The sequence below is a fragment of the Pseudoalteromonas tunicata genome (genome assembly GCF_002310815.1).
GTDB classification, from domain to species: Bacteria; Pseudomonadota; Gammaproteobacteria; order Enterobacterales; family Alteromonadaceae; genus Pseudoalteromonas; species Pseudoalteromonas tunicata.
The window spans coordinates 2,761,595-2,781,343 of the sequence record NZ_CP011032.1 but is presented as its reverse complement, the minus strand read 5'-3'; the positions used below and the strand labels follow the sequence as shown (position 1 = coordinate 2,781,343).

Sequence of the window (19,749 nt, the reverse complement as noted above, 5' to 3'; positions counted from 1 at the left end):
GGTACCTTGTTAGTCAAACTCAGTATGATTTAAAAGTAAAAAGCCTTGGTGACAAAGCAATGATGAAACCATGATGCTTTAATGACAGGAATAAATATGAGCTTATTAATTGTGATCCCCAATCGCGATACCACCAAGTTAGAACAAAAGTTATTTGAGTTATTACCCGGCGAAACCATTGAAGTTTGGCCTAACGTGCAAGATTTTGACGCGGTAACGTTTGTATTAGCTTGGTTGCCGCCAGAAGATATTTGGCAGCAGCTGCCAAATGTGAGAGCAATATCGTCTTTTGGCGCTGGAGTGGATGGTTTATTGAGTGATGCCGTGCCTGATGTGCCGATTGCCCGTATCGTCGATTCGATGCTGGCACACGATATGGCTGAATATGTGCTTGGCCATATTTTGGCGTATAAGTTGCGGGTGTCTCAGTATTTACAGCAGCAGCAAGGCGCACATTGGTATCCTAAACGAGCCCATCAAGGGCGTAGAGTAGGGATTTTAGGATTTGGTCAATTAGGACAAAAAGTAGCAGAAGTATTGGTGGAAAATAATTTTGTTGTGAGCGCATGGTCTAAAAATGAAAAAAATCATCAAACTGTGACTTGTTTTTATGGCGATGAGGGATTGTTAAGCATGGCGTCAGAGTCGGATTATTTAGTTTGTCTGTTGCCACTGACAATAAAAACTCAAGGAGTCTTAAATCAGCAATTATTTAGTGTCATGCCAAACCATAGTGTATTAATCAATGTTGGACGTGGTAAGCATTTAATTGAAGATGATTTATTTGTTGCGCTGCAAAAACAAACAATAAGCCACGCTATTTTAGATGTATTTACTATCGAACCATTGCCCGCGGATCATCCATTTTGGCGTTGTAAACAAATAACAATTACACCCCATGCATCGGCTTTGACCGATATCAATACCGTTGTGGCGCAAATTGCAGATAATTATCAACGCAGTCAATCTGGAAATGCGCTAATTAATTGTATTAATCGAAAAAATGGATATTAATTTCTGTAAATGTATTGTTAAAAATTATAAAGTTAGCTAGACTGCTGTTCGTACAATAAATGTGCGAATAACAATAATAAAGATTCCAATAATAACTAATAATAAATTCAATTGGGGGAGTTATGCAGCGATCTGCGAGCCGTGGGGTTAAACTAAGTTCCGTTGCTTTAGCTGTTGCAGTATTGGCTATTTCTGCTTGGTTCAATCAAGCTTCAGCGCAAAGTACAGATATAAGCGTTGTGACTATTCAAACTAAATAAAGCCCTGATGGGCTTTATCTTTTTCTAAAGTGTGCCTCTCTATTTTCGAGTTTTTTTTCGCAGCTTTTGGTTAGCAATACATAGGTTGCACCAACACCGCCATGGTGCTTTTGTGCGCTGTAGTAAGCAAGAACAGCTGGTAGTTCGGCCAACCATTTAGCACAGTAACTTTTTAGTATGGCTGCCGTGGGTTGATTATAAAGCCCAATGCCATGACGAATTAAAACCGTTCGAATATTACGTTGCTGGCATTCATTTAAGAAGCTTATTAAAGTGTTTTTTGCTCGATTAAGTTTAACGGATTGTAGCTCTAAGCTGGCATCAACTTGATATTTTCCTAAGCGTAGATTTTTAAATACACCAGCTTGGACACCGGTTTTTTTGTAAGTTAGTTCATCGTATGGGTCGACAAAGATAACTGGTTCTTGGATTAAATAATCTTGATTTAAATGAACATCAGCCAACGCTGCTTTTTGTTTCTCTAGCTGGGCATAGGTTGGCGAGAGTGATTTGGTTGTGCGGATGAAAGAGCTCTGCTCAATGGGCACTACATCTTGCATAAGTTCAGCAAATAAAGCGTCATCAGAAATGGTCATAACTCACCTCTAAATTTTTTACTTATTATAACCACTATCTAAATATGAGACGAGGTTTTGCCGTTATTTTATTGGCAAAACCTGATTATAAGGTACTTGTTGCTGTGTTTATTCTAAATCTAGTTGGCCATGTGTATATACTTTGAATAAGTAAAACGCATTTATTAGTACCAGGGTGATATTAGAAATATTGCCAGTAGGGATCGCATCAAAGCGATAACATAAAAAAAGAATAATACAACCACCTAATGCAGCAATGCGAAGCCACGTGACGTTATTGATAAAAAAAGCGCCAATGCAAAGTGCGAGACCTAATAAGTTGATTGATTGTGCAGCTAGAAGCTCCATTATTCCTTTTCCGATATGATAATTTGGAGCGCTATTATGGTGAAAAGTTAGGCGGACGACAAATGAGAATAATTAAAATTTTACTATTAGTTTTTCTAATCCAAAGTTAAATGAGTCAGTGCAGATAAAACGCCTTCTTTTTTAATGATTCGATATTTTTGGCATCCAGAAATATTAGATTTTGAATGACAAAAAAATATATTTTCTTCTTTATTATCAAGGGTTACCTTGAGGTTGCTGTCAAGAATAACTTGCTCTAGATTAAATATACCAGGCCAGTAAATACTCTTTGCTACGAGACCTGATTTTTCATAAATAATTAAGCTAGGTTTAGGTGATAAAAAACCTATTACTGTAACTAGGGCTAAAAATAATAATTTTAAAAGAGCTAACTTAGATTTTGAGCTGGTTTGTTGCGAGAGTTTTGGAACATCAGACTTTATCTGGTCTGCGGATTGCTTTAATTTTTTTGCCTGCTGTTGTTTTTTGAGTTCAGTGGCAGATAAAAGTTTTTGCTGTTTAATCTTTATGGACATAATTATTTTTTAAATTAGACTGTTTGAAAGCATGTAAACTGATAATTTAGCACACAAGTTATTGGTTAACGTCTATAATAGCTCATGTAGTTCATGTAACAACCGCAGCGCAAGTATAAGAATTAAATTAATAGGATGAATTATGGATGCAGATTTCTCTGTATTAATTGTTGACGATGTTGGCACCGTACGAAATTTTCTTCAGCAAACATTAGTGCATTTAGGGATTGATAATATAGATCAGGCATCAACAGCTGGACAGTGTTTACAATTAACACAGGATAACAAGTATTCGATTATCTTTTTAGATATCGAGTTACCTGATGGCAATGGTAAGGAAATTATTGAAAAGCTTAATGATATATCACCAAGTAGTAATGTGGTGATGGTATCGGCTCATTCTACAGTTGAAAATGTCAAAGATGCCATTGATAAAGGTGCAAAAGGTTTTGTCGTTAAACCATTTTCGCCCAAGAAAATTGCAGCTATTTTGAAAAAATTTGCTCCAGATTTAAGATTGCCTTAAATACTGAATAAGCAGGGATTGTCTCAAGTGAGTTTACTGTTCCTGCTAGTATGTAGAAAATAAATTATTAATACTGAATTTTAGATATAAAAAAACCGGCCTAGGCCGGTTTTTTTCTGCGATCAAAACAAATTATAGTGCTTTGATTTTTGCAGCTAAACGGCTCTTATGACGAGCAGCTTTGTTTTTGTGAATTAGACCTTTAGTTGCGTAACGATCTAATACAGGTACAGCTACTGTAAAAGCTGCTTGTGCAGCTTCTTTGTTGCCAGCTTCAATAGCGGCAATTACTTTTTTGAAAAAAGTACGCATCATTGAACGACGACTTGCGTTGTGTTGACGGCGTTTTTCGCTAGTTAAAGCGCGTTTCTTTGCAGACTTGATGTTAGCCAAGGTTTGCTCCTAACAATCTTAAATAAAGCTTAATTTAAAGGCCGAGGAATATGCCTTTATTTCGTGATAATGTCAATTATCTTTTCATAAAAACCACTTCTTAACGAACATCGGTTTGGCCGCTCTAGCAGTTAATACCGCTATTGTAACAAAGTAGTCAGTATCAGTACTAGTCTTAATTGCCTGTAATTATCAGAAAAAAAATAAACAGCTTGCTCAGATGTTTACGTCATTGGCAGAAGTAGGATTTATGGCATAATAACATGTTATTTCGATAGAATCTAAAGGTGGGGCGTGAGTAAAGGGTTATTTAGGTCAGGAATGATCGTCAGTGCAATGACTATGATATCAAGAGTCTTGGGGTTAGTTCGAGATTCTGTGGTTGCTAATTTACTTGGTGCCAGTGCTGCGGCTGATGTATTTTTATTTGCTAATCGGATCCCTAATTTTTTACGCCGTTTATTTGCCGAAGGGGCTTTTGCTCAGGCTTTTGTTCCTGTTTTAAGTGAAATCAAATCCCAGCATGGTGATGATAAGGTCAGGGAGTTTATCGCAAAAGCCAGTGGTACACTGGGTGTAATTTTGCTGATCATCACTATTTTGGGAGTGATTGGCTCACCAATCATTGTTGCAGTGTTTGGTACTGGTTGGTTTATGGCTTGGCTTGATGGAGAGCCTGCGGGAGAGAAGTTTGAGCTTGCCGCTATGATGCTAAAACTTACTTTTCCCTATTTGTTTTTTATCAGTTTAGTGGCCCTTTCTGGGGCGGTGCTTAATGTTTATAATCGTTTTGCCGTCGCTGCATTTACTCCAGTGTTACTCAATATCTGTCTAATTGCGTGTGCTTTATTGCTACATGATCAATTTAGCTCACCAGGCTTTGCGCTTGCGGTTGGAGTGTTTTTAGGTGGGGTGGTGCAACTTTTATTTCAAATCCCATTTTTATATAAAGCGCGCTTATTGGCCAAACCCAAATGGGCTTGGCAAGATGAAAATATTAAGAAAGTCCGAACACTAATGTTACCCGCAATTTTTGGAGTATCAGTCAGCCAAATCAACTTATTACTCGATACTGTGATTGCTTCTTTATTAACGACTGGCTCAATTGCGTGGTTATATTATTCAGACAGATTGATTGAGTTTCCACTTGGGTTATTTGGTATTGGTATTGCGACGGTCATATTACCTGCATTGTCTAAACTTCATGTTGAACAACAAGGCCATCGTTTTCAGGCCACGCTTGATTGGGGAGTACGCTTTGTCATTTGGCTTGGTTTACCCGCGTTGTTCGGTTTGATTGTGATTAGCCCAATTATTATTACGGTTTTATTTGGTCATGGAGAGTTTATGGCTGAAGGGGCGAATAATATCGAAAAAGTATCTTATGGCGTTACCGCATACGCGCTTGGTCTTGTGAGCTTTATGTTGATAAAAGTATTAGCACCAGGCTTTTATGCTCAACAAAACACTAAAACACCCGTTAAAGTAGGCATCATAGCTCTGGTGCTTAACATGGTGTTTAATATCATGCTTGCTCCATTTTGGGGGTATGTCGGTTTAGCACTGGCTACATCGCTTTCTGCAACGTGTAATGCGCTGCTGTTATTTTATTTTCTTTCTAAGCAAGGTGTTTATCACATTTCTCGTTTTAGCGTGATTTTTAGCTTTAAGTGCCTTGTTTCAGCAGGTGTTATGGCGGGTCTGGTTTTTTATGTTGAGCGTTTATGTGCTTGGCAACAAGATACACTTTCGGGTCAAATTATCATCTTATCCGGTTTATTAATTCTTGCTGCGTTTAGCTACTTTAGCATGTTGCTGTTGCTAGGCATTCGACCTTACATGATAAAAAATGTGATGGGTGCTGAATCCTAACAAAAAAAAGATTATACTCGGCGTTTGGTGTGCTTTGGCTTAAAAAAATAGAAAAGGTTATTAACTCGATGGAGCTAGTGAGAGGCGTTCATAACATTAGAGACCGACATCGAGGTTGTGTCCTCACAATTGGTAATTTTGATGGTGTGCATTTAGGCCATGTTGCGGTACTTAATGGTTTAATCGCCGATGCAAAGCGACTTGGGTTACCTAGTACCGTAATGCTATTTGAACCTCAGCCACAAGAGTTTTTTGCCAAAAATAATGCGCCTGCTCGCTTAACTCGTTTACGAGACAAGCTTACTTTATTGAAGAAAATTGGTATCGAGCGTGTTATTTGTATCCAATTCAATGCAACTTTTGCTAAATTAGCACCTGAATATTTTGTAGATGTAATTTTGCATCAAAAATTAGGTGTAAAAGCACTCACGGTGGGTGACGATTTTAAATTTGGCATTAATCGCAGTGGTGATTTTAACTTATTGCAGCAATTAGGCGAGAAGTTAAATATTTCAGTGCAAAACACGGCTAGCTTTCGTCAGCAAAATAGTCGTGTTAGTAGCACCGCTATTCGTAAATCACTCGAAAATGCGGATTTTGCTGCAGCACAACAGATGTTGGGTCACTCTTATTCTATTTCAGGTCGAGTGATCCATGGTTGGAAAAAGGGTCGAGAGTTAGGTTTTCCAACGGCTAACATAGCGTTAAAAAGACAAGTAAGTCCATTACACGGGGTGTTTGCTGTGAGTGTAGCAACCGCTAACGGGATTTTACGGGGCGTAGCTAATATTGGCTGTAAACCAACACTCAATGGTAAAACCACATTATTAGAAGTACATTTATTTGATTTTTCAGGTGATTTGTACGGAAAATTTATTAGCGTAGAAATAGTTAAAAAACTACGCGATGAGCAAAAATTTGACACGTTAGCGCACCTTATTTCACAAATCCAAGCAGATGTGAAAATTGCTAAACAGTGTTTTATTTAATTTCAGTAGCCGATACGGAAAGTAGGATTAATGAGCGACTACAAACATACTTTGAATCTACCGGAAACCGAGTTTCCAATGCGCGGCAATCTTGCCAATCGCGAACCAAGCATGCTCAAAACATGGTATGAACAGGATTTATATGGCCAAATTCGTAAGGCTAAAAAAGGTAAAAAAACCTTTATTTTGCACGATGGACCGCCATACGCTAATGGTAATATTCATTTAGGTCACTCAGTTAATAAAATTTTAAAAGATATTATTATCAAAGCAAAAACGCTTTCTGATTTCGACGCGCCATATGTACCAGGTTGGGATTGCCACGGTTTACCGATTGAATTACAAGTTGAAAAGAAAGTTGGCAAGCCTGGTCAAAAAGTCACTGCCGCTGAATTTCGTGAAAAATGCCGTGAGTATGCAAATCAACAAGTGAATGGCCAAAAAACCGACTTTATTCGTTTAGGCGTATTAGGTGATTGGGATCGTCCATATCTAACCATGAATTTTGATTTTGAAGCGAATGCTGTACGTGCATTGGGCCGCATCATCAAAAACGGTCATTTTCATAAAGGTTCTAAACCTGTGCATTGGTGCACAGATTGTGGGTCGGCACTTGCTGAAGCTGAAGTGGAATACCAAGATAAACAATCTCCAGCTATTGATGTGAGTTTTAGTTTTATCGACCAAGCATTACTTGCGGATAAATTTTCTTTACTTGCTGATCACCAAGGTGAAGGCGAAGCTAAAATTGTAATTTGGACTACGACACCTTGGACTTTACCAGCCAATCGTGCCGTTGCAATCCATGCCAATGTAGAATACAGCTTGGTTCAAGTTGACACTGACGCAGGTAAGCAGCGATTAGTGATTGCTTCTGATCTAGTTAAAGATGCAATGGATCGTTATGGTTTTAGTCAATATCATGCATTAGGTTATTGCCAAGGCGCGCAGCTTGAACATCTTCAAGTTCAGCACCCGTTTTATGATTTTACTGTGCCTGTTATTTTAGGTGAGCACGTTACAATTGATTCAGGTACGGGCGCTGTTCATACAGCACCAGGTCACGGTCAAGAAGATTTCGTGGTGGGTAAATTATATGATCTAGAAGTGGCAAACCCAGTGGGTGCCAATGGTGTTTATTTACCAGATACACCAATTTTTGCTGGACAACATGTCTTTAAAGCGAATGCAAGTGTGATTGAAGTGCTAAAAGAAAAAGGCACTTTAATGCATCATCAGGCGTTAATGCATAGTTATCCACATTGCTGGCGTCATAAAACACCTATTATTTTCCGTGCAACGCCACAATGGTTTGTCAGCATGGACCAAGCTAATTTGCGCGAAGATTCATTACGCGAAATTAAAAAGACGCAGTGGTTACCTGAGTGGGGCGAAAGCCGCATTGAAAACATGGTTGCTGCCCGTCCAGATTGGTGTATTTCACGTCAACGTACCTGGGGCGTGCCAATTGCACTCTTTGTTGATAAAGATACTGGTGATTTACACCCAGATACCGCTAACTTAATTGAGCAAGTGGCTGTTCGCATCGAAGAAAAGGGTATTCAAGCTTGGTATGACCTGGATCTTACTGAGCTATTAAGCACCCAAGATGCTGAGCAGTATGTCAAAGTACAAGATACCTTAGACGTGTGGTTCGACTCGGGTGTGACTCATGCTTGTGTGGTTGATGCACGTGAAGATTTAGTTGGCCCAGCTGATTTATACCTTGAAGGTTCAGATCAACACCGTGGTTGGTTTATGTCATCAATGATGACCTCAGTCGCGATTAATGGTCATGCACCTTATCGTCAAGTGCTTACCCATGGTTTTACGGTTGATGAAAATGGCCGCAAAATGTCTAAATCATTAGGCAACGTTATTTCACCACAAGATGTGATGAATAAATTGGGTGCCGATATTTTACGTTTGTGGGTTGCTTCAACAGATTACACTGCCGAGATGACAGTTTCTGATGAAATATTCAACCGTGCAGCGGATCGTTACCGCCGTATCCGCAATACTAGCCGTTACTTATTATCAAACTTAAATGGCTTTAATCCCGCGACTGATTTAGTTGCAGTGGAAGATATGGTTGAGCTTGATCGTTGGATTTTAGACCGAGCAGCGGTGATTCAAGAGGAAATCATAGCAGCATATGATGACTACCAAATGTTGGTTGTGACGCAAAAGTTGATGAATTTTTGTACTGTTGAGCTTGGTTCATTCTATTTAGATGTGATTAAAGACCGTCAATATACAGCTAAAGCAGATGGTCTTGCCCGTCGCTCATGTCAAACCGCTTTATTCCATATTGCTGAAGCAATGACACGTTGGATGGCGCCAATTATGAGTTTTACTGCGCAGGAAATTTGGCAAGTATTACCGGGTGAGCGTGAGCAATTTGTCTTTACCGGTGAGTGGTATCAGGGTCTGGTTAAAGCTGAAAACGCTGAAGCAACCAATGCATTTTGGCAGTTAATTTTAACTGTGCGCGACCAAGTAAATAAAGAGCTTGAAAGTGCCCGTAAAGCTGAGCTAATTGGTGCTGCTTTACAGGCTGAAGTGACTTTATATGCAGATGATGAACTTGGCGTTCAATTAAACCGAGTCGCTTCTGAACTACGCTTTGTATTGTTATGTTCAAAAGTATCAATTGCAGCAAGCGACAGTGCTGGTGCAACGGCTAAAGCAACTGAAATTGATGGTTTATCGATTAGTGTTGCTGCTACTAACGGTAAAAAATGTGAGCGTTGTTGGCATTACACCGATGATGTTGGTACTAATGAACAGCACCCTGATATTTGTGGTCGCTGTGTGACCAACGTTGACGGCGATGGTGAAGTGCGTCAATTTGCTTAGGAGCAAGGTGTGCTAAATAACAAAAGTGGTTTAGTTTGGTTATGGTTAACAGTGATCTTATTAATTGTTGACCAAGTATCAAAGTATGTCGTTAGCACACAAATGGAGCTCTATCAGTCGATAGAGCTTTTGCCTGTGTTTAACCTGACATATGTACATAATTATGGTGCTGCGTTTAGCTTTTTAAGTGAAGCCGGTGGTTGGCAACGATGGTTTTTCAGCATTATAGCTCTTAGCATTAGTGTGTTGTTAACTTGGTGGTTGAAAAAGCTACCAGCAAAAAACATTGTATTATGCAGCGCTTATTCTCTGGTTTTGGCCGGTGCGTTGGGTAACTTATACGATCGTTTAACTTATGGTTATGTAATCGATTTTATTCATGTTTATTATGATAATTGGCATTTCCCAGCTTTTAATATTGCCGATAGCGCAATTTGTATTGGTGCTGGATTGTTATTATTAGATGCATTTCGCGATCAAAAATCAGAGGAGTTAAAGCATGACTGATGTAGTAATTGGTGCGCAATCTGAAGTTGTATTTCACTTTTCAATTAAGTTATCTGACGGCTCTGCTGCTGATTCAAGCAAAGTGCATAATAAACCAGCGAAATTAGTAATGGGAGACGGGAGTCTTACGGCTAATTTTGAAAAGTGTTTGTTAGGTTTAAAAGCGGGTGAAAATAAATCTTTTGAACTTGCACCTGAAGATGCTTTTGGTCAGCCGAACCCTGATAACATCTATCATCTTGACCGCAGTAAGTTTGGCGTGGATGCACCCGCTCAGGTAGGTGCAATCATTGCTTTTACGCAGCAAGATGGTACTGAGCTTCCTGGACTTATTCGTGAGGTTGCTGGTGATTCTGTAACGGTTGATTTTAATCATCCTTTAGCTGGTCAGCATTTAACGTTTGATGTTGAAATTATTTCGGTGGCCAATTAATGAAAGTTTTATTGGCCAATCCTCGTGGTTTTTGCGCTGGTGTTGATAGAGCCATCAGTATCGTTGAGCGTGCTCTAGATATTTTTACTGCGCCGATTTATGTTCGCCATGAAGTTGTACATAACAAATACGTGGTTGATAGCTTAAAAAAACGTGGTGCCGTATTTGTAGATGAACTAGACCAAGTACCTGATGATAATATTGTTATTTTCAGTGCTCACGGTGTGTCTCAGGCGGTGAGAGCCGAGGCAAAGCGCCGTGCTTTACGAGTATTTGACGCAACCTGTCCCTTGGTTACTAAAGTGCATATGGAAGTAACTCGCGCAAGTCGTCGTGGCACAGAGTGTATTTTAATTGGTCATCAGGGACATCCTGAAGTCGAAGGTACCATGGGCCAATACGACAGTAAGAAAGGTGGCATTTATTTGGTTGAAACAGCTGAAGATGTAACCAATTTAGTTGTCAAAGACCCGAGTAATCTTTTTTATTGCAGTCAAACCACTTTATCAGTTGATGATACGGCGGATGTGATTGACGCACTGCGCGCTAAGTTTCCTCAAATTGATGGTCCTCGCAAAGATGATATTTGCTATGCCACGCAAAATCGTCAAGATGCGGTGCGAGAGCTGGCTGAAAAAGCAGATGTATTGCTCGTGGTGGGCGCTAAAAATAGTTCCAATTCTAATCGTTTACGTGAGCTTGCTGATAAAATGGGCACCACAGCTTATTTAATTGATGATGCCAGTTCAATGGAACAAACATGGTTTAAAGCAAGTGATACTATTGGTGTGACAGCTGGCGCATCGGCGCCCGAAATTTTAGTTAAGCAGGTTGTTGCACAACTAAAAGAATGGGGTGCAGATGATGTGGTTGAGAATCCAGGCGAGATAGAGAATATCGTTTTTGCAGTGCCTGTTGAACTAAGATAACATTTTATCGAAATGAGGCCCGAACATGACCTATTATGCTCAGTTTCAAGGGTATCTTTTACCAAGCCTCATTAACGATCGTATTACATTGGCCACCTTAGTGGTTGGCCAATTTCTTGCTATTATCCTTTCATTTTCTCCGTTCACACAAGGCGACCCTTGGTTAAGACTTGGTTTGATCAGTCTTTTTATTCATGTTGTTGCGCTGATAAGTTTATTTTTACTCTCAATTATTAAACCCTTGATTAAAAAAAACACTTTAACACCACAAGTGCTGATTATTTTATTGGTCATTAATGGGGTGACGAGTTTAGCTACAGTATTGCTCGTGCAATTAGCGCTCTTAGAACTCAGTGCTTTTAATGATGTGCTTGGAAAAAACTTACTCATAGCGACCATTTTGGCTTTGTTGTTTGTACAATTTAGTGTGATGCATCAAGAGCACAATCAAGCTAAATCGGCTTTTGATCGGGCTGAACTTGATGCACTGCAAGCTCGGATCAGACCACATTTTTTATTTAACAGTTTAAATACTGCCGCTGAATTAGTGCATCATGATGCTAAAGAAGCCGAAAAAACGATTCTTGCACTTGCTGCCTTAGCCCGCGCTGCAATGCAAGCTGGAAAGTCAGTGACCTTAACGCATGAGATTAAATTAGCGCAGCAATATTTACAGATAGAACAATGGCGGCTAGGCAATCGATTAGCCCTTGAGTGGCACATGCCCCCTGAGATCCCTGAACTCCAGCTACCAAGTTTAACAATTCAGCCTTTGCTAGAAAATGCGGTTAATCATGGGATTGAACCATTATCAACAACGGGAGTGATCCGAGTTGAAATGCATGTTACTTCGCAGTCAGTCACTGTTATGATTATCAATCCTATTGCTAAAGATGCACATTGCGTGCGCGAAAATAACGGTGTTGCTGTGGCTAATATTCAAAAGCGTTTAAGTTTAGCTTTTGCGGATAAAGCATCTTTAACTACTCACAAACGGCCTGAACAATATCGGGTTAAATTAGTATTGCCACTAGGAGAATAAAGTGAGGGTATTAATTGTTGATGATGAACCTTTAGCTAGATTGAGATTAAAGCGATTACTAAATGAAAATCATCCACATTTCCTTGTGGTTGGTGAAGCTCAAAATGGTGTCGAAGCACTCACACTGGCAAAAATGCACTTACCGCAAGTTGTTTTTTTAGACATCGAAATGCCGCTGATGAACGGCTTAGAATTAGCTGAACAACTTAATTTATTTAAAATTCCACCGGCATTAGTATTTATAACCGCTCATACTAATCATGCACTCGCTGCGATTCAAACGGTTCCTACGGGTTACTTAGTTAAACCATTAGAAGCCGAGGCGCTGGCTAAAGTGATTGCGTCTTTAGGCAAATTAAATCGAGCGCAACTTGAGAGCCAAAAAGAAGCCAGTATTCAATATCAGCTAGGATCAAATACGCGTCAGTTATTAGTTTCTGAGGTGCTTTATATTGAAGCGGATGATAAGTTTTCCAAAGTATTTCACCATGGTGGTGAGGTCTTACTCGATACATCTTTGAAGCAATTAGAGCTAAAATATCCGCAACAATTGCTCAGAATCCACCGTAAAATACTCATTAATCAAAATAAACTTGATGCTTTGTTTAATACCGAACAGGGTTTATTTGTATCCCTAACCGGGCTTGATAAGCGCTTGGAAGTAAGCCGCCGCGAAAGTAAAAAAGTAAAACTACTATTTCAAACTCAATAATTTAATTGCTTGACCATTTATCGGGAATTCTTAACCGCTCACTCCTTCATTGATTGTATTAAGGTCAAATCTGCATACTCTTACCCTTAGATTATTCTAATAGTGTACTTATTATGGCTTATCCAAAACGTCAAATTGGTTTCACCCTACTTGAAGTGCTCATTGCATTTATTGTCTTAACTGTTGGTTTACTTGGCACTGTTGCGCTGCAAGCAAAAGCAAAACAGGCGAGCTATGATTCAGTGCAGCGTGCAGCGGCACTTGCGCTTGCTAACGACATTGTGCAACGTATTCGTTCGAACGACAGTCCTACTTTAGTAAATGACTATAAAGTTAATTTTAGTAGTGAGAGTAAAGCTGGTTCTATCTCTTCTTGTTTAAGTAATTTATGCAATGCTTCACAACTCGCTCTTTATGATATTGAAGAGTGGAAAAAAGCGATTAAAGCCAAAGAGCGTACAGGTGCGCTTGCTAATGCGAGTGTTTGTATCGATCCCTCATCCCCCGGTGCAAACGAAATAAATTTACAAGTTGTTGTGAGTTGGGAAGGCAGACAGCAAATGACTCAGTCTGATACCAATAAAGCGATTAGTTGTGGCAGCTCTAAAAATCGTCGCATGGTGGTCATTGATACCTATATAAATGTGAGGAATGGCTAATGAAACAACGAGGTTTTACCATAGTTGAGTTAATGATTTCGCTATTTGTCGGAGCGTTTATTCTCGCAGGAGTTATGTTTACGTATGTAGCAATGAAAACTACCACCAAAGATACGCTCGAAATTGGTGATTTACAGGAGTCAGGTCGGTTAGCGATGGATATTTTGCGTCGTGATATCGAATTAGCAGGATTTTGGGGAACGTTTTCGCAATCACCTAACGAGGCGAATGTTTTAGCGCCCGCCTTGCCATCACCAGATTGCAGCGCCGGTGAAAATAACGCTAGTTTTCCGGTTGCTTCATCATCCAATTTTCGTTTTGTTTATGGTGAGCAGACTAATGGCGCCAATGTGCTTGGTTGTATCTCCGACAGTATAAGTAATAGTGATGTGATTCAATTAAAGGGGGTTGCCGGTAATGACTCAACGGGTCAATCAACGGGCACTAATCAATATTATTTTGTGGTTAACCCAAATTCGATTTCTGTAATAAGTGGCACAGGCGCTGTGGTTGCAATACCGCCTGGCTCTTCGCTTTGGGCTTATAACCATCATGCATATTATATTGCTAATGATAGTTACACAGTAAATGGCCGCTCATTAACAGTGCCCACACTAATGAGAAAGCGATTAACTGCAAAAGGGATTACTACTGAGACAATAATGGAAGGCGTTGAAAATATCCGCTTTTTATATGGTATGGATTTTAACGGCGATAATCGAGTCGATACTTATAAAACTGTATCACAAATGAGCGCTTCTGATTGGGAGCAACAAAGTGGCGTGATTTTAACGGTGCAAATGTTTATTTTAGTTCGTTCAATGGATATAGACCGAGATATGAAATCCGAGAGCCGAACTTATACCTTAGGTGGTAGCGGGCAAAATGCGCGAGACCTTACGTTTAACGATCAATATCGTCGTATGTTGTTTGTTTCAACGGTACGTTTGGATAATGGAGGAAATGACAGATGGCAATGGTAACTCAACATAAGCAACAAGGCGTGGTTTTGGTTGCTGCATTAGTCATGATTATCGCAATGACTGGAATTGCAGTGAGTTTAATGAGCTCAAGTTCATTAGATTTGAAAATGGTTAATGCCGCGCAAGAAAGTGAAACGGCAGAAATGATTATAAAAGGTGATGCTGACTTATCACTACGCGGTGCAATGAATGAAAAAGGTGCGAGTAAATTATTATGGTTGAACGGACAGTTTGGCGGTGTTGGCGTATCACAAGATATTACTGCGCAAAGTGCTAATCCTGATTCAAAAGTGGTTTTATTTAATGAAAACACAGGTCCTACGGAGCTTGATTGTCCACCGCAATATGCAGTGACCAACGGCATTAAATGCAATGCACTTAGAATTCAAGCCGAAATGAAATATGGTGCTGAGAAAAAGCACATTGTTGTGGTTCATTCTGGTATTTTGCAGGAGCTTGGTGGTGCGGGGCAGGGACAATAATGAATTATTTATTAAATGGTATTTTTGAGGGGAATAAAATGAAGTACTTCAATTTATCTTTAAAGGCTTTGACCTTGTTGTGCTTGTCAGTGCAAGTGCCCGCTGTAAGCGCAAGTGATATCGAATTGTATGTTAATCATAATGTACAAACTACCGAAAAACCCAGAGTGATGATTGTATTTGATACATCGGGAAGTATGGAGAGTTCCGTTGCGACAGGTGAATATTGTTATAATCGAAAAGGAAATCAAGTTTACTGCGCTGACTCTCGAATTAAAGTTGCACAGGCGGCAATGAAGGCACTTGTAGAACAAAATACTGATATTGAATTTGGACTTATGCGCTTTAATGGTGGCAGTGGGGGTTATATTTTAGCTGGGCTTGGTAGTTCAAAAGAAGCAATATTAACAAAAATAGAAAGCTTAAGAGCTGGTGGAAGTACGCCGCTTGCTGAAACTTTATATGAGTCATACCTATATCTAACTGGTGGTGGGGTGAATTATGCAAAAAACATTGCCGATAGGGATAAAGATATCGAGGATAATTCTAGTTATGATTCACCTTTTAAACCAAAAAAAGATGATAGTGGTTTAGATATCCTTCGTTGTGATAACAGTATCAATATGATCATTATGACCGATGGAGATCCAACCGAGGATGGTGGTCAGAATGGCAATATAAAATCTTTGTATAATAGTAAGTATGGGGCATATCCGAAATCTAAATCAGGAAGTTATTTAAATTCTTTAGCAAAGTATATGTTGAATGTTGATTTGTTCCCTACTACCTCTGGAGTGACAGATATCGCACGTACATTCACCATTGGTTTTGGGTCAGGTATGAGTGATGATGGACTTGATTTATTGAAACAAACAGCATCAGATGGTGGAGGTGAGTATTTATTAGCCAGTACGGCAGAGCAGCTAACAGAAGCGCTTAAAAAAACTATCACTAAAATCCGTCAAATTAACGATACCTTTACTTCGCCTTCGGTTGCTAGCAGTCAAAGTGACCGTACCCAAACCCTAGATGCAGTTTATTTTGCAATGTTCTACCCAAATACCGGACCAAGATGGGATGGTAATATCAAAAAGCTGAAACTTTCAGGTGAGAAGCTAGTTGATAAAAATAATGATGCGGCCATTGATGGTGAAGGAAATATTAAAAAAACAGCTTCAACATTTTGGTTGAAAGAAGGTGAGGCTGCTGATGGCAACGTGGTTGGTAAAGGGGGGGTTTCTGCTCGTATTTCAGCTATGGCTTCACGAAAAGTGTACACTGATGTAGGTACTGCTGGTAGTGGCGGTAGTATGCCAGTATTTAGTTTTGATAATGTTAAAACCACCTTAAAAGCAAGCTCTGTATTTAGTGGTTATAGCGACCAACAATTGGCTAATTTAGTCAATTGGAGTGCGGGTATCGATATCGATGATGAAGATTTAGATAATAGTAAAACCGATTTAAGGCCTGCAATTTTTGGTGATCCTCTTCACTCTCGCCCTGTGGCGATAAATTATGGTGATGGTAATATTCGCTTGCTAGTTGGCACTAATGCTGGTTTTGTTCATATGTTTAAAGACAGCGGTACAACGGATGATATCAGTGAAGAGTGGGCGTTTATTCCTTCTGAGTTATTTCCTATTTTACCTGAGTTAAAAAACAATGTGATCCCTGAAGTTGGTGAAGGCAAAGTGTATGGTATGGATTTAACGCCAACTATTTATATTGATGATGCAAATGATAATGGCATTATCGAATCCGGTGATAAAGTGTGGGCTTTTTTAGGAATGCGCCGCGGCGGTTCATCTTATTATGCGTTAGATATCAGTGTAGCTGATAAACCGAAATTACTCTGGTCAAATCCAATCAATCCAACAAAATCGGGTTATAGCCTGCTAGGTCAAACGTGGTCTCAACCTAAGGTGACTTTTATTGATGTCGCAGGTTATAAAAATAAACCGCTATTAGTCTTTGGTGCGGGTTATGATATCGCAAAAGATGCAAATGCCTCTGCGACTGATACCAAAGGATTGGGTGTATTTATTGCAGATGCGGAATCGGGTGAACTAGTCGCAAGTTTTACACCTGGTGGTGGCACCGTTAATTTTAGTGGATTAAGTAATAGTATTCCTGCAGATATAGCACTACTTGATTCTGATTACGATGGAATGACCGATAGAATGTACACTGCTGATACCGGCGGAAATGTTTGGCGTATCGATATGCCAAGTGATTCACCTAATGGGAGTGAACCATGGACAGTTATTAAAATTGCAGCACTGGGTGGTACAGGAGTTACAGATAGAAAGTTTTTTTATCAGCCAGAGGTTGCTCGAACTTATTTTAGTAAAGTAACTGAAACGACTATAGATGATAATGGATCAGTCTCGAAACAGCTATCTCGTCGACAAACACCTTATGAAGCAATTTTGATTGGCAGTGGTAATCGAACAAACCCTAAAAACACCAGTGTTGACGATCAATTATTTATGATCCGAGATGAAAAAGTATTAACGCAATCATTCACGTTAAGCTCTAAACCTAAGGTTGTAACAATTGATCAACTTATGGATATAAAAGCTAAATCATTTGAAGACAAATCAGTCGATGAGTTTAGAACATTAGAAGCTGAATATGCGAAAAATTTTGTTGGCTGGCGCTATGCGCTAGGCGTTAGTGAAAAAGCTTTGGCAAAGCCAGCAGTAATTGGAGGGGTTGCTTATTATACTTCTTTCACTCCTGCAAGTGATTCAAATGTAAGTCAATGTGATATTAACGGTGGTTCAGGTGCTTTATATGCATTTCATTTACATTATGGCGCTAAAATTTATGATAATTTAAAGTTTGATGTTGGCAACAAAGTGCCATCAACACCGCAGCTTATTTTTGACAAAGGAGAGGATGATAACAGTCAATTCTTGTTAATTGGTGTAGGCAGTGGTCAAGATGGTAGTGGTGTCATTAAAGCGAAAGCCATCTCAAATAATCTGGTACCTATCGATGAAAATGGTGACGGTAAAATTGATTTAAGTGGCGATTTTGTTGGTTTAAAAACGCATAGAACTTATATTTATCGAGAAGCAGACTTTTAAGGCAAAAATATGAAACAGCAAGGATTTACATTAATAGAAGTGATGATTGCAGTCACAATAGTAGGTATATTATTAGCTATTGCAATCCCTAACTATAGTGAGCATGTTAAGCGTTCTGCACGTACAGAAGCGATGACTGCCTTACTTGATATTGCGAATAAACTAGAACAATATTATGTAGATAACCATGAGTATACTAGTTCTTTAACAGATATTGGTATCGGTTCATCTAGTACAGAGACAGGCTTGTATAGTTTAGAAATCACAACCACAAATGCAAATACAAAGTTCACTGTTAAGGCAACACCTGCGTCGGGAATAGCCCTTCAAGATAGCGGCTGTACTAGTTTTACTATTGCAGATACATCTGAAAAAACCTTTACTGGTAGCGGTCCCTGTTGGTAAATCTAAAAGTGCCAAAGTAATAATTATTTATCACTTTGGCACTTAATATCCCTTATCCTGAAACGTCCTGCTTGGCTTATTGTCAGTCTTTTTCCCATAATATCTGGGTAATCTTTAAGGCAATAAATAAAACTCCCTGATTGAAAACCCGCGATACTGCCATCACCTCGATAAGTTATTGCGTGGCGAGGATATGTCAATGTATCTGTTGCAGGAATAGCATTTAACATAAAGATTATAGTATCGTTATCATCAAGAAATTGATTGGCGTTTGCATCTGTAAATAGGTAAATTTTGTCCTGCCAATTGTTGGTGCATTGAGCACCTTTCATTGGGCAGAATGTTATTGAAAGATTATAGCTAACGGCAGAATTTCGAGCATAAGCTAAATTCGTTTTCAGCAATGACATCTTGTTATTTTGCCGGTTTTTTGCAAGCAGAGGGCCATAAGAGAAACTAGCGATGGAAGTAATAATAGATAAAATGGTAATGCATACCATTAATCCTAAAAATGTAAATCCTGAATGTGTGAACTTCATCCTTGAAGCCTTACAATGATCCTTTTATTTCAAATTTAGCCCAAGTTTTAGCTTGTGCAAGTATAACTTGATTTACCTAAATTATAGGTTTTTCCTGTCGCGGTGACTTCAAATGCGGTATTACTGTCAGCTTGATCCTTTGGGCAATAAACAAAGCGGTGTGCACCTGATGCACGGCCTTGTCCGTTGTAACTGATAGCGCCTGAGCCTAATATTTGGCTAAATTTATCTTGAGATTTAACAATGCTCATTGTGCGCAAAATGGTATCGTCAGGCGAATCAAATTTTTGGTTGTTATTTACGTCAACAAAAACAGTGACCTTATCTAACTGCCAGTTTGAGCTACAAACATTATTATTTAGTGGGCACATAGTAACAACTTGGTCGACGGAAGATGCTTTAGCCCGCGCAAATTTAAGATTACGTGTAAATTCATCAACAAAGCTACTTGCTCTATCACTTGCAAGCATTGTACTGGCATTAAACATAGTGATTGCAGAAATGATACCTAGAATTGCGATACCTACCATTAACTCTAAAAGAGTAAAACCTCTATTTTTATACAACATGTGA

At 39.2% G+C, this 19,749-nt stretch carries 22 protein-coding genes; 16 read left to right on the top strand and 6 right to left on the bottom strand.

Annotation, left to right across the window (positions count from 1 at the left end; genetic code table 11):
- Positions 1-96: 96 nt before the first annotated feature.
- Positions 97-1,014 (top strand): 2-hydroxyacid dehydrogenase, encoded by a 918-nt coding sequence (locus tag PTUN_RS12675; protein ID WP_009837316.1) that lies wholly within the window; start codon positions 97-99, stop codon positions 1,012-1,014.
- Positions 1,015-1,136: 122 nt separating this feature from the next.
- Positions 1,137-1,274, top strand: a complete 138-nt coding sequence (locus tag PTUN_RS21985) for a hypothetical protein (RefSeq protein WP_009837315.1) — start codon at positions 1,137-1,139, stop codon at positions 1,272-1,274.
- Positions 1,275-1,288: 14 nt separating this feature from the next.
- Here PTUN_RS21985 and smrA read toward each other — a convergent pair whose 3' ends face one another.
- The 3 genes from smrA to PTUN_RS12660 form a co-directional block, all read right to left on the bottom strand.
- Positions 1,289-1,870, bottom strand: coding sequence for a DNA endonuclease SmrA (smrA, locus tag PTUN_RS12670; protein WP_009837314.1), 582 nt, complete (start codon positions 1,868-1,870; stop codon positions 1,289-1,291).
- Positions 1,871-1,978: 108 nt separating this feature from the next.
- The gene (locus PTUN_RS12665; protein WP_009837313.1) at positions 1,979-2,218 is read right to left on the bottom strand and encodes a hypothetical protein; all 240 of its coding nucleotides are present in this window, start codon (positions 2,216-2,218) and stop codon (positions 1,979-1,981) included.
- A 95-nt stretch (positions 2,219-2,313) separates the two neighbouring features.
- Positions 2,314-2,754 carry a hypothetical protein gene (locus tag PTUN_RS12660; protein ID WP_009837312.1) on the bottom strand — a complete coding sequence of 147 codons (441 nt, stop codon included), beginning with the start codon at positions 2,752-2,754 and terminating at the stop codon, positions 2,314-2,316.
- Between the two features lie 142 nt (positions 2,755-2,896).
- On the opposite strand from PTUN_RS12660, the gene PTUN_RS12655 reads away from it, so the two are divergent.
- Positions 2,897-3,280 (top strand): response regulator, encoded by a 384-nt coding sequence (locus PTUN_RS12655; RefSeq protein WP_009837311.1) that lies wholly within the window; start codon positions 2,897-2,899, stop codon positions 3,278-3,280.
- 132 nt (positions 3,281-3,412) lie between these two features.
- Here PTUN_RS12655 and rpsT read toward each other — a convergent pair whose 3' ends face one another.
- Positions 3,413-3,673: a 30S ribosomal protein S20 gene (gene rpsT / locus PTUN_RS12650; protein WP_009837310.1), complete on the bottom strand. Its 261-nt coding sequence runs from the start codon at positions 3,671-3,673 to the stop codon at positions 3,413-3,415.
- 336 nt (positions 3,674-4,009) lie between these two features.
- Here rpsT and murJ point away from each other — a divergent pair, with 336 nt between their 5' ends.
- From murJ to PTUN_RS12585, 13 genes are all read left to right on the top strand, one after another.
- Positions 4,010-5,545, top strand: coding sequence for a murein biosynthesis integral membrane protein MurJ (gene murJ / locus PTUN_RS12645; protein WP_040643712.1), 1,536 nt, complete (start codon positions 4,010-4,012; stop codon positions 5,543-5,545).
- 68 nt (positions 5,546-5,613) lie between these two features.
- Positions 5,614-6,534: a bifunctional riboflavin kinase/FAD synthetase gene (ribF, locus tag PTUN_RS12640; protein WP_009837308.1), complete on the top strand. Its 921-nt coding sequence runs from the start codon at positions 5,614-5,616 to the stop codon at positions 6,532-6,534.
- Between the two features lie 30 nt (positions 6,535-6,564).
- Positions 6,565-9,393 carry an isoleucine--tRNA ligase gene (ileS, locus tag PTUN_RS12635; RefSeq protein WP_009837307.1) on the top strand — a complete coding sequence of 943 codons (2,829 nt, stop codon included), beginning with the start codon at positions 6,565-6,567 and terminating at the stop codon, positions 9,391-9,393.
- A 9-nt stretch (positions 9,394-9,402) separates the two neighbouring features.
- Positions 9,403-9,900 (top strand): signal peptidase II, encoded by a 498-nt coding sequence (gene lspA, locus PTUN_RS12630; RefSeq protein WP_009837306.1) that lies wholly within the window; start codon positions 9,403-9,405, stop codon positions 9,898-9,900.
- A complete protein-coding gene (gene fkpB / locus PTUN_RS12625; RefSeq protein ID WP_009837305.1) occupies positions 9,893-10,333 on the top strand; it encodes an FKBP-type peptidyl-prolyl cis-trans isomerase in 441 nt (146 codons plus the stop codon). Before lspA ends, fkpB begins: the two co-directional genes overlap by 8 nt.
- Complete coding sequence (gene ispH / locus PTUN_RS12620; RefSeq protein WP_009837304.1) at positions 10,333-11,262, top strand: 4-hydroxy-3-methylbut-2-enyl diphosphate reductase; 930 nt, start codon at positions 10,333-10,335, stop codon at positions 11,260-11,262. Before fkpB ends, ispH begins: the two co-directional genes overlap by 1 nt.
- Before the next feature lie 25 nt (positions 11,263-11,287).
- Positions 11,288-12,304 (top strand): sensor histidine kinase, encoded by a 1,017-nt coding sequence (locus PTUN_RS12615; protein WP_009837303.1) that lies wholly within the window; start codon positions 11,288-11,290, stop codon positions 12,302-12,304.
- Between the two features lies 1 nt (position 12,305).
- Positions 12,306-13,016: a LytR/AlgR family response regulator transcription factor gene (locus PTUN_RS12610; protein WP_009837302.1), complete on the top strand. Its 711-nt coding sequence runs from the start codon at positions 12,306-12,308 to the stop codon at positions 13,014-13,016.
- A 113-nt stretch (positions 13,017-13,129) separates the two neighbouring features.
- Entirely contained in the window at positions 13,130-13,675 is a 546-nt protein-coding gene (gene pilV / locus PTUN_RS12605; RefSeq protein ID WP_009837301.1) for a type IV pilus modification protein PilV, read from the top strand.
- The gene (locus PTUN_RS12600; protein WP_009837300.1) at positions 13,675-14,658 is read left to right on the top strand and encodes a PilW family protein; all 984 of its coding nucleotides are present in this window, start codon (positions 13,675-13,677) and stop codon (positions 14,656-14,658) included. The genes pilV and PTUN_RS12600 overlap by 1 nt, the downstream gene beginning before the upstream one ends.
- Positions 14,646-15,140 carry a hypothetical protein gene (locus PTUN_RS12595; protein ID WP_009837299.1) on the top strand — a complete coding sequence of 165 codons (495 nt, stop codon included), beginning with the start codon at positions 14,646-14,648 and terminating at the stop codon, positions 15,138-15,140. Before PTUN_RS12600 ends, PTUN_RS12595 begins: the two co-directional genes overlap by 13 nt.
- The gene (locus PTUN_RS12590) at positions 15,140-18,232 is read left to right on the top strand and encodes a pilus assembly protein (RefSeq protein WP_232521785.1); all 3,093 of its coding nucleotides are present in this window, start codon (positions 15,140-15,142) and stop codon (positions 18,230-18,232) included. The genes PTUN_RS12595 and PTUN_RS12590 overlap by 1 nt, the downstream gene beginning before the upstream one ends.
- Before the next feature lie 9 nt (positions 18,233-18,241).
- Positions 18,242-18,637: a type IV pilin protein gene (locus PTUN_RS12585; protein ID WP_009837296.1), complete on the top strand. Its 396-nt coding sequence runs from the start codon at positions 18,242-18,244 to the stop codon at positions 18,635-18,637.
- A gap of 23 nt (positions 18,638-18,660) precedes the next feature.
- Here PTUN_RS12585 and PTUN_RS12580 read toward each other — a convergent pair whose 3' ends face one another.
- Both PTUN_RS12580 and PTUN_RS12575 read right to left on the bottom strand, forming a co-directional pair.
- Complete coding sequence (locus PTUN_RS12580) at positions 18,661-19,176, bottom strand: GspH/FimT family protein (RefSeq protein WP_009837295.1); 516 nt, start codon at positions 19,174-19,176, stop codon at positions 18,661-18,663.
- 47 nt (positions 19,177-19,223) lie between these two features.
- Positions 19,224-19,745 carry a GspH/FimT family pseudopilin gene (locus PTUN_RS12575; RefSeq protein WP_009837294.1) on the bottom strand — a complete coding sequence of 174 codons (522 nt, stop codon included), beginning with the start codon at positions 19,743-19,745 and terminating at the stop codon, positions 19,224-19,226.
- Between the last annotated feature and the right edge of the window lie 4 nt (positions 19,746-19,749).

Excerpts from the sequence above, each read along its gene's own strand:
- PTUN_RS12675 (WP_009837316.1), top strand. The coding sequence starts at position 97 with ATGAGCTTATTAATTGTGATCCCCAATCGCGATACCACCAAGTTAGAA.
- PTUN_RS21985 (WP_009837315.1), top strand. The coding sequence starts at position 1,137 with ATGCAGCGATCTGCGAGCCGTGGGGTTAAACTAAGTTCCGTTGCTTTA.
- smrA (WP_009837314.1), bottom strand. The coding sequence starts at position 1,870 with ATGACCATTTCTGATGACGCTTTATTTGCTGAACTTATGCAAGATGTA.
- PTUN_RS12665 (WP_009837313.1), bottom strand. The coding sequence starts at position 2,218 with ATGGAGCTTCTAGCTGCACAATCAATCAACTTATTAGGTCTCGCACTT.
- PTUN_RS12660 (WP_009837312.1), bottom strand. The coding sequence starts at position 2,754 with ATGTCCATAAAGATTAAACAGCAAAAACTTTTATCTGCCACTGAACTC.
- PTUN_RS12655 (WP_009837311.1), top strand. The coding sequence starts at position 2,897 with ATGGATGCAGATTTCTCTGTATTAATTGTTGACGATGTTGGCACCGTA.
- murJ (WP_040643712.1), top strand. The coding sequence starts at position 4,010 with ATGACTATGATATCAAGAGTCTTGGGGTTAGTTCGAGATTCTGTGGTT.
- ribF (WP_009837308.1), top strand. The coding sequence starts at position 5,614 with ATGGAGCTAGTGAGAGGCGTTCATAACATTAGAGACCGACATCGAGGT.
- ileS (WP_009837307.1), top strand. The coding sequence starts at position 6,565 with ATGAGCGACTACAAACATACTTTGAATCTACCGGAAACCGAGTTTCCA.
- fkpB (WP_009837305.1), top strand. The coding sequence starts at position 9,893 with ATGACTGATGTAGTAATTGGTGCGCAATCTGAAGTTGTATTTCACTTT.
- ispH (WP_009837304.1), top strand. The coding sequence starts at position 10,333 with ATGAAAGTTTTATTGGCCAATCCTCGTGGTTTTTGCGCTGGTGTTGAT.
- PTUN_RS12615 (WP_009837303.1), top strand. The coding sequence starts at position 11,288 with ATGACCTATTATGCTCAGTTTCAAGGGTATCTTTTACCAAGCCTCATT.
- pilV (WP_009837301.1), top strand. The coding sequence starts at position 13,130 with ATGGCTTATCCAAAACGTCAAATTGGTTTCACCCTACTTGAAGTGCTC.
- PTUN_RS12600 (WP_009837300.1), top strand. The coding sequence starts at position 13,675 with ATGAAACAACGAGGTTTTACCATAGTTGAGTTAATGATTTCGCTATTT.
- PTUN_RS12595 (WP_009837299.1), top strand. The coding sequence starts at position 14,646 with ATGGCAATGGTAACTCAACATAAGCAACAAGGCGTGGTTTTGGTTGCT.
- PTUN_RS12590 (WP_232521785.1), top strand. The coding sequence starts at position 15,140 with ATGAATTATTTATTAAATGGTATTTTTGAGGGGAATAAAATGAAGTAC.
- PTUN_RS12585 (WP_009837296.1), top strand. The coding sequence starts at position 18,242 with ATGAAACAGCAAGGATTTACATTAATAGAAGTGATGATTGCAGTCACA.
- PTUN_RS12580 (WP_009837295.1), bottom strand. The coding sequence starts at position 19,176 with ATGAAGTTCACACATTCAGGATTTACATTTTTAGGATTAATGGTATGC.
- PTUN_RS12575 (WP_009837294.1), bottom strand. The coding sequence starts at position 19,745 with ATGTTGTATAAAAATAGAGGTTTTACTCTTTTAGAGTTAATGGTAGGT.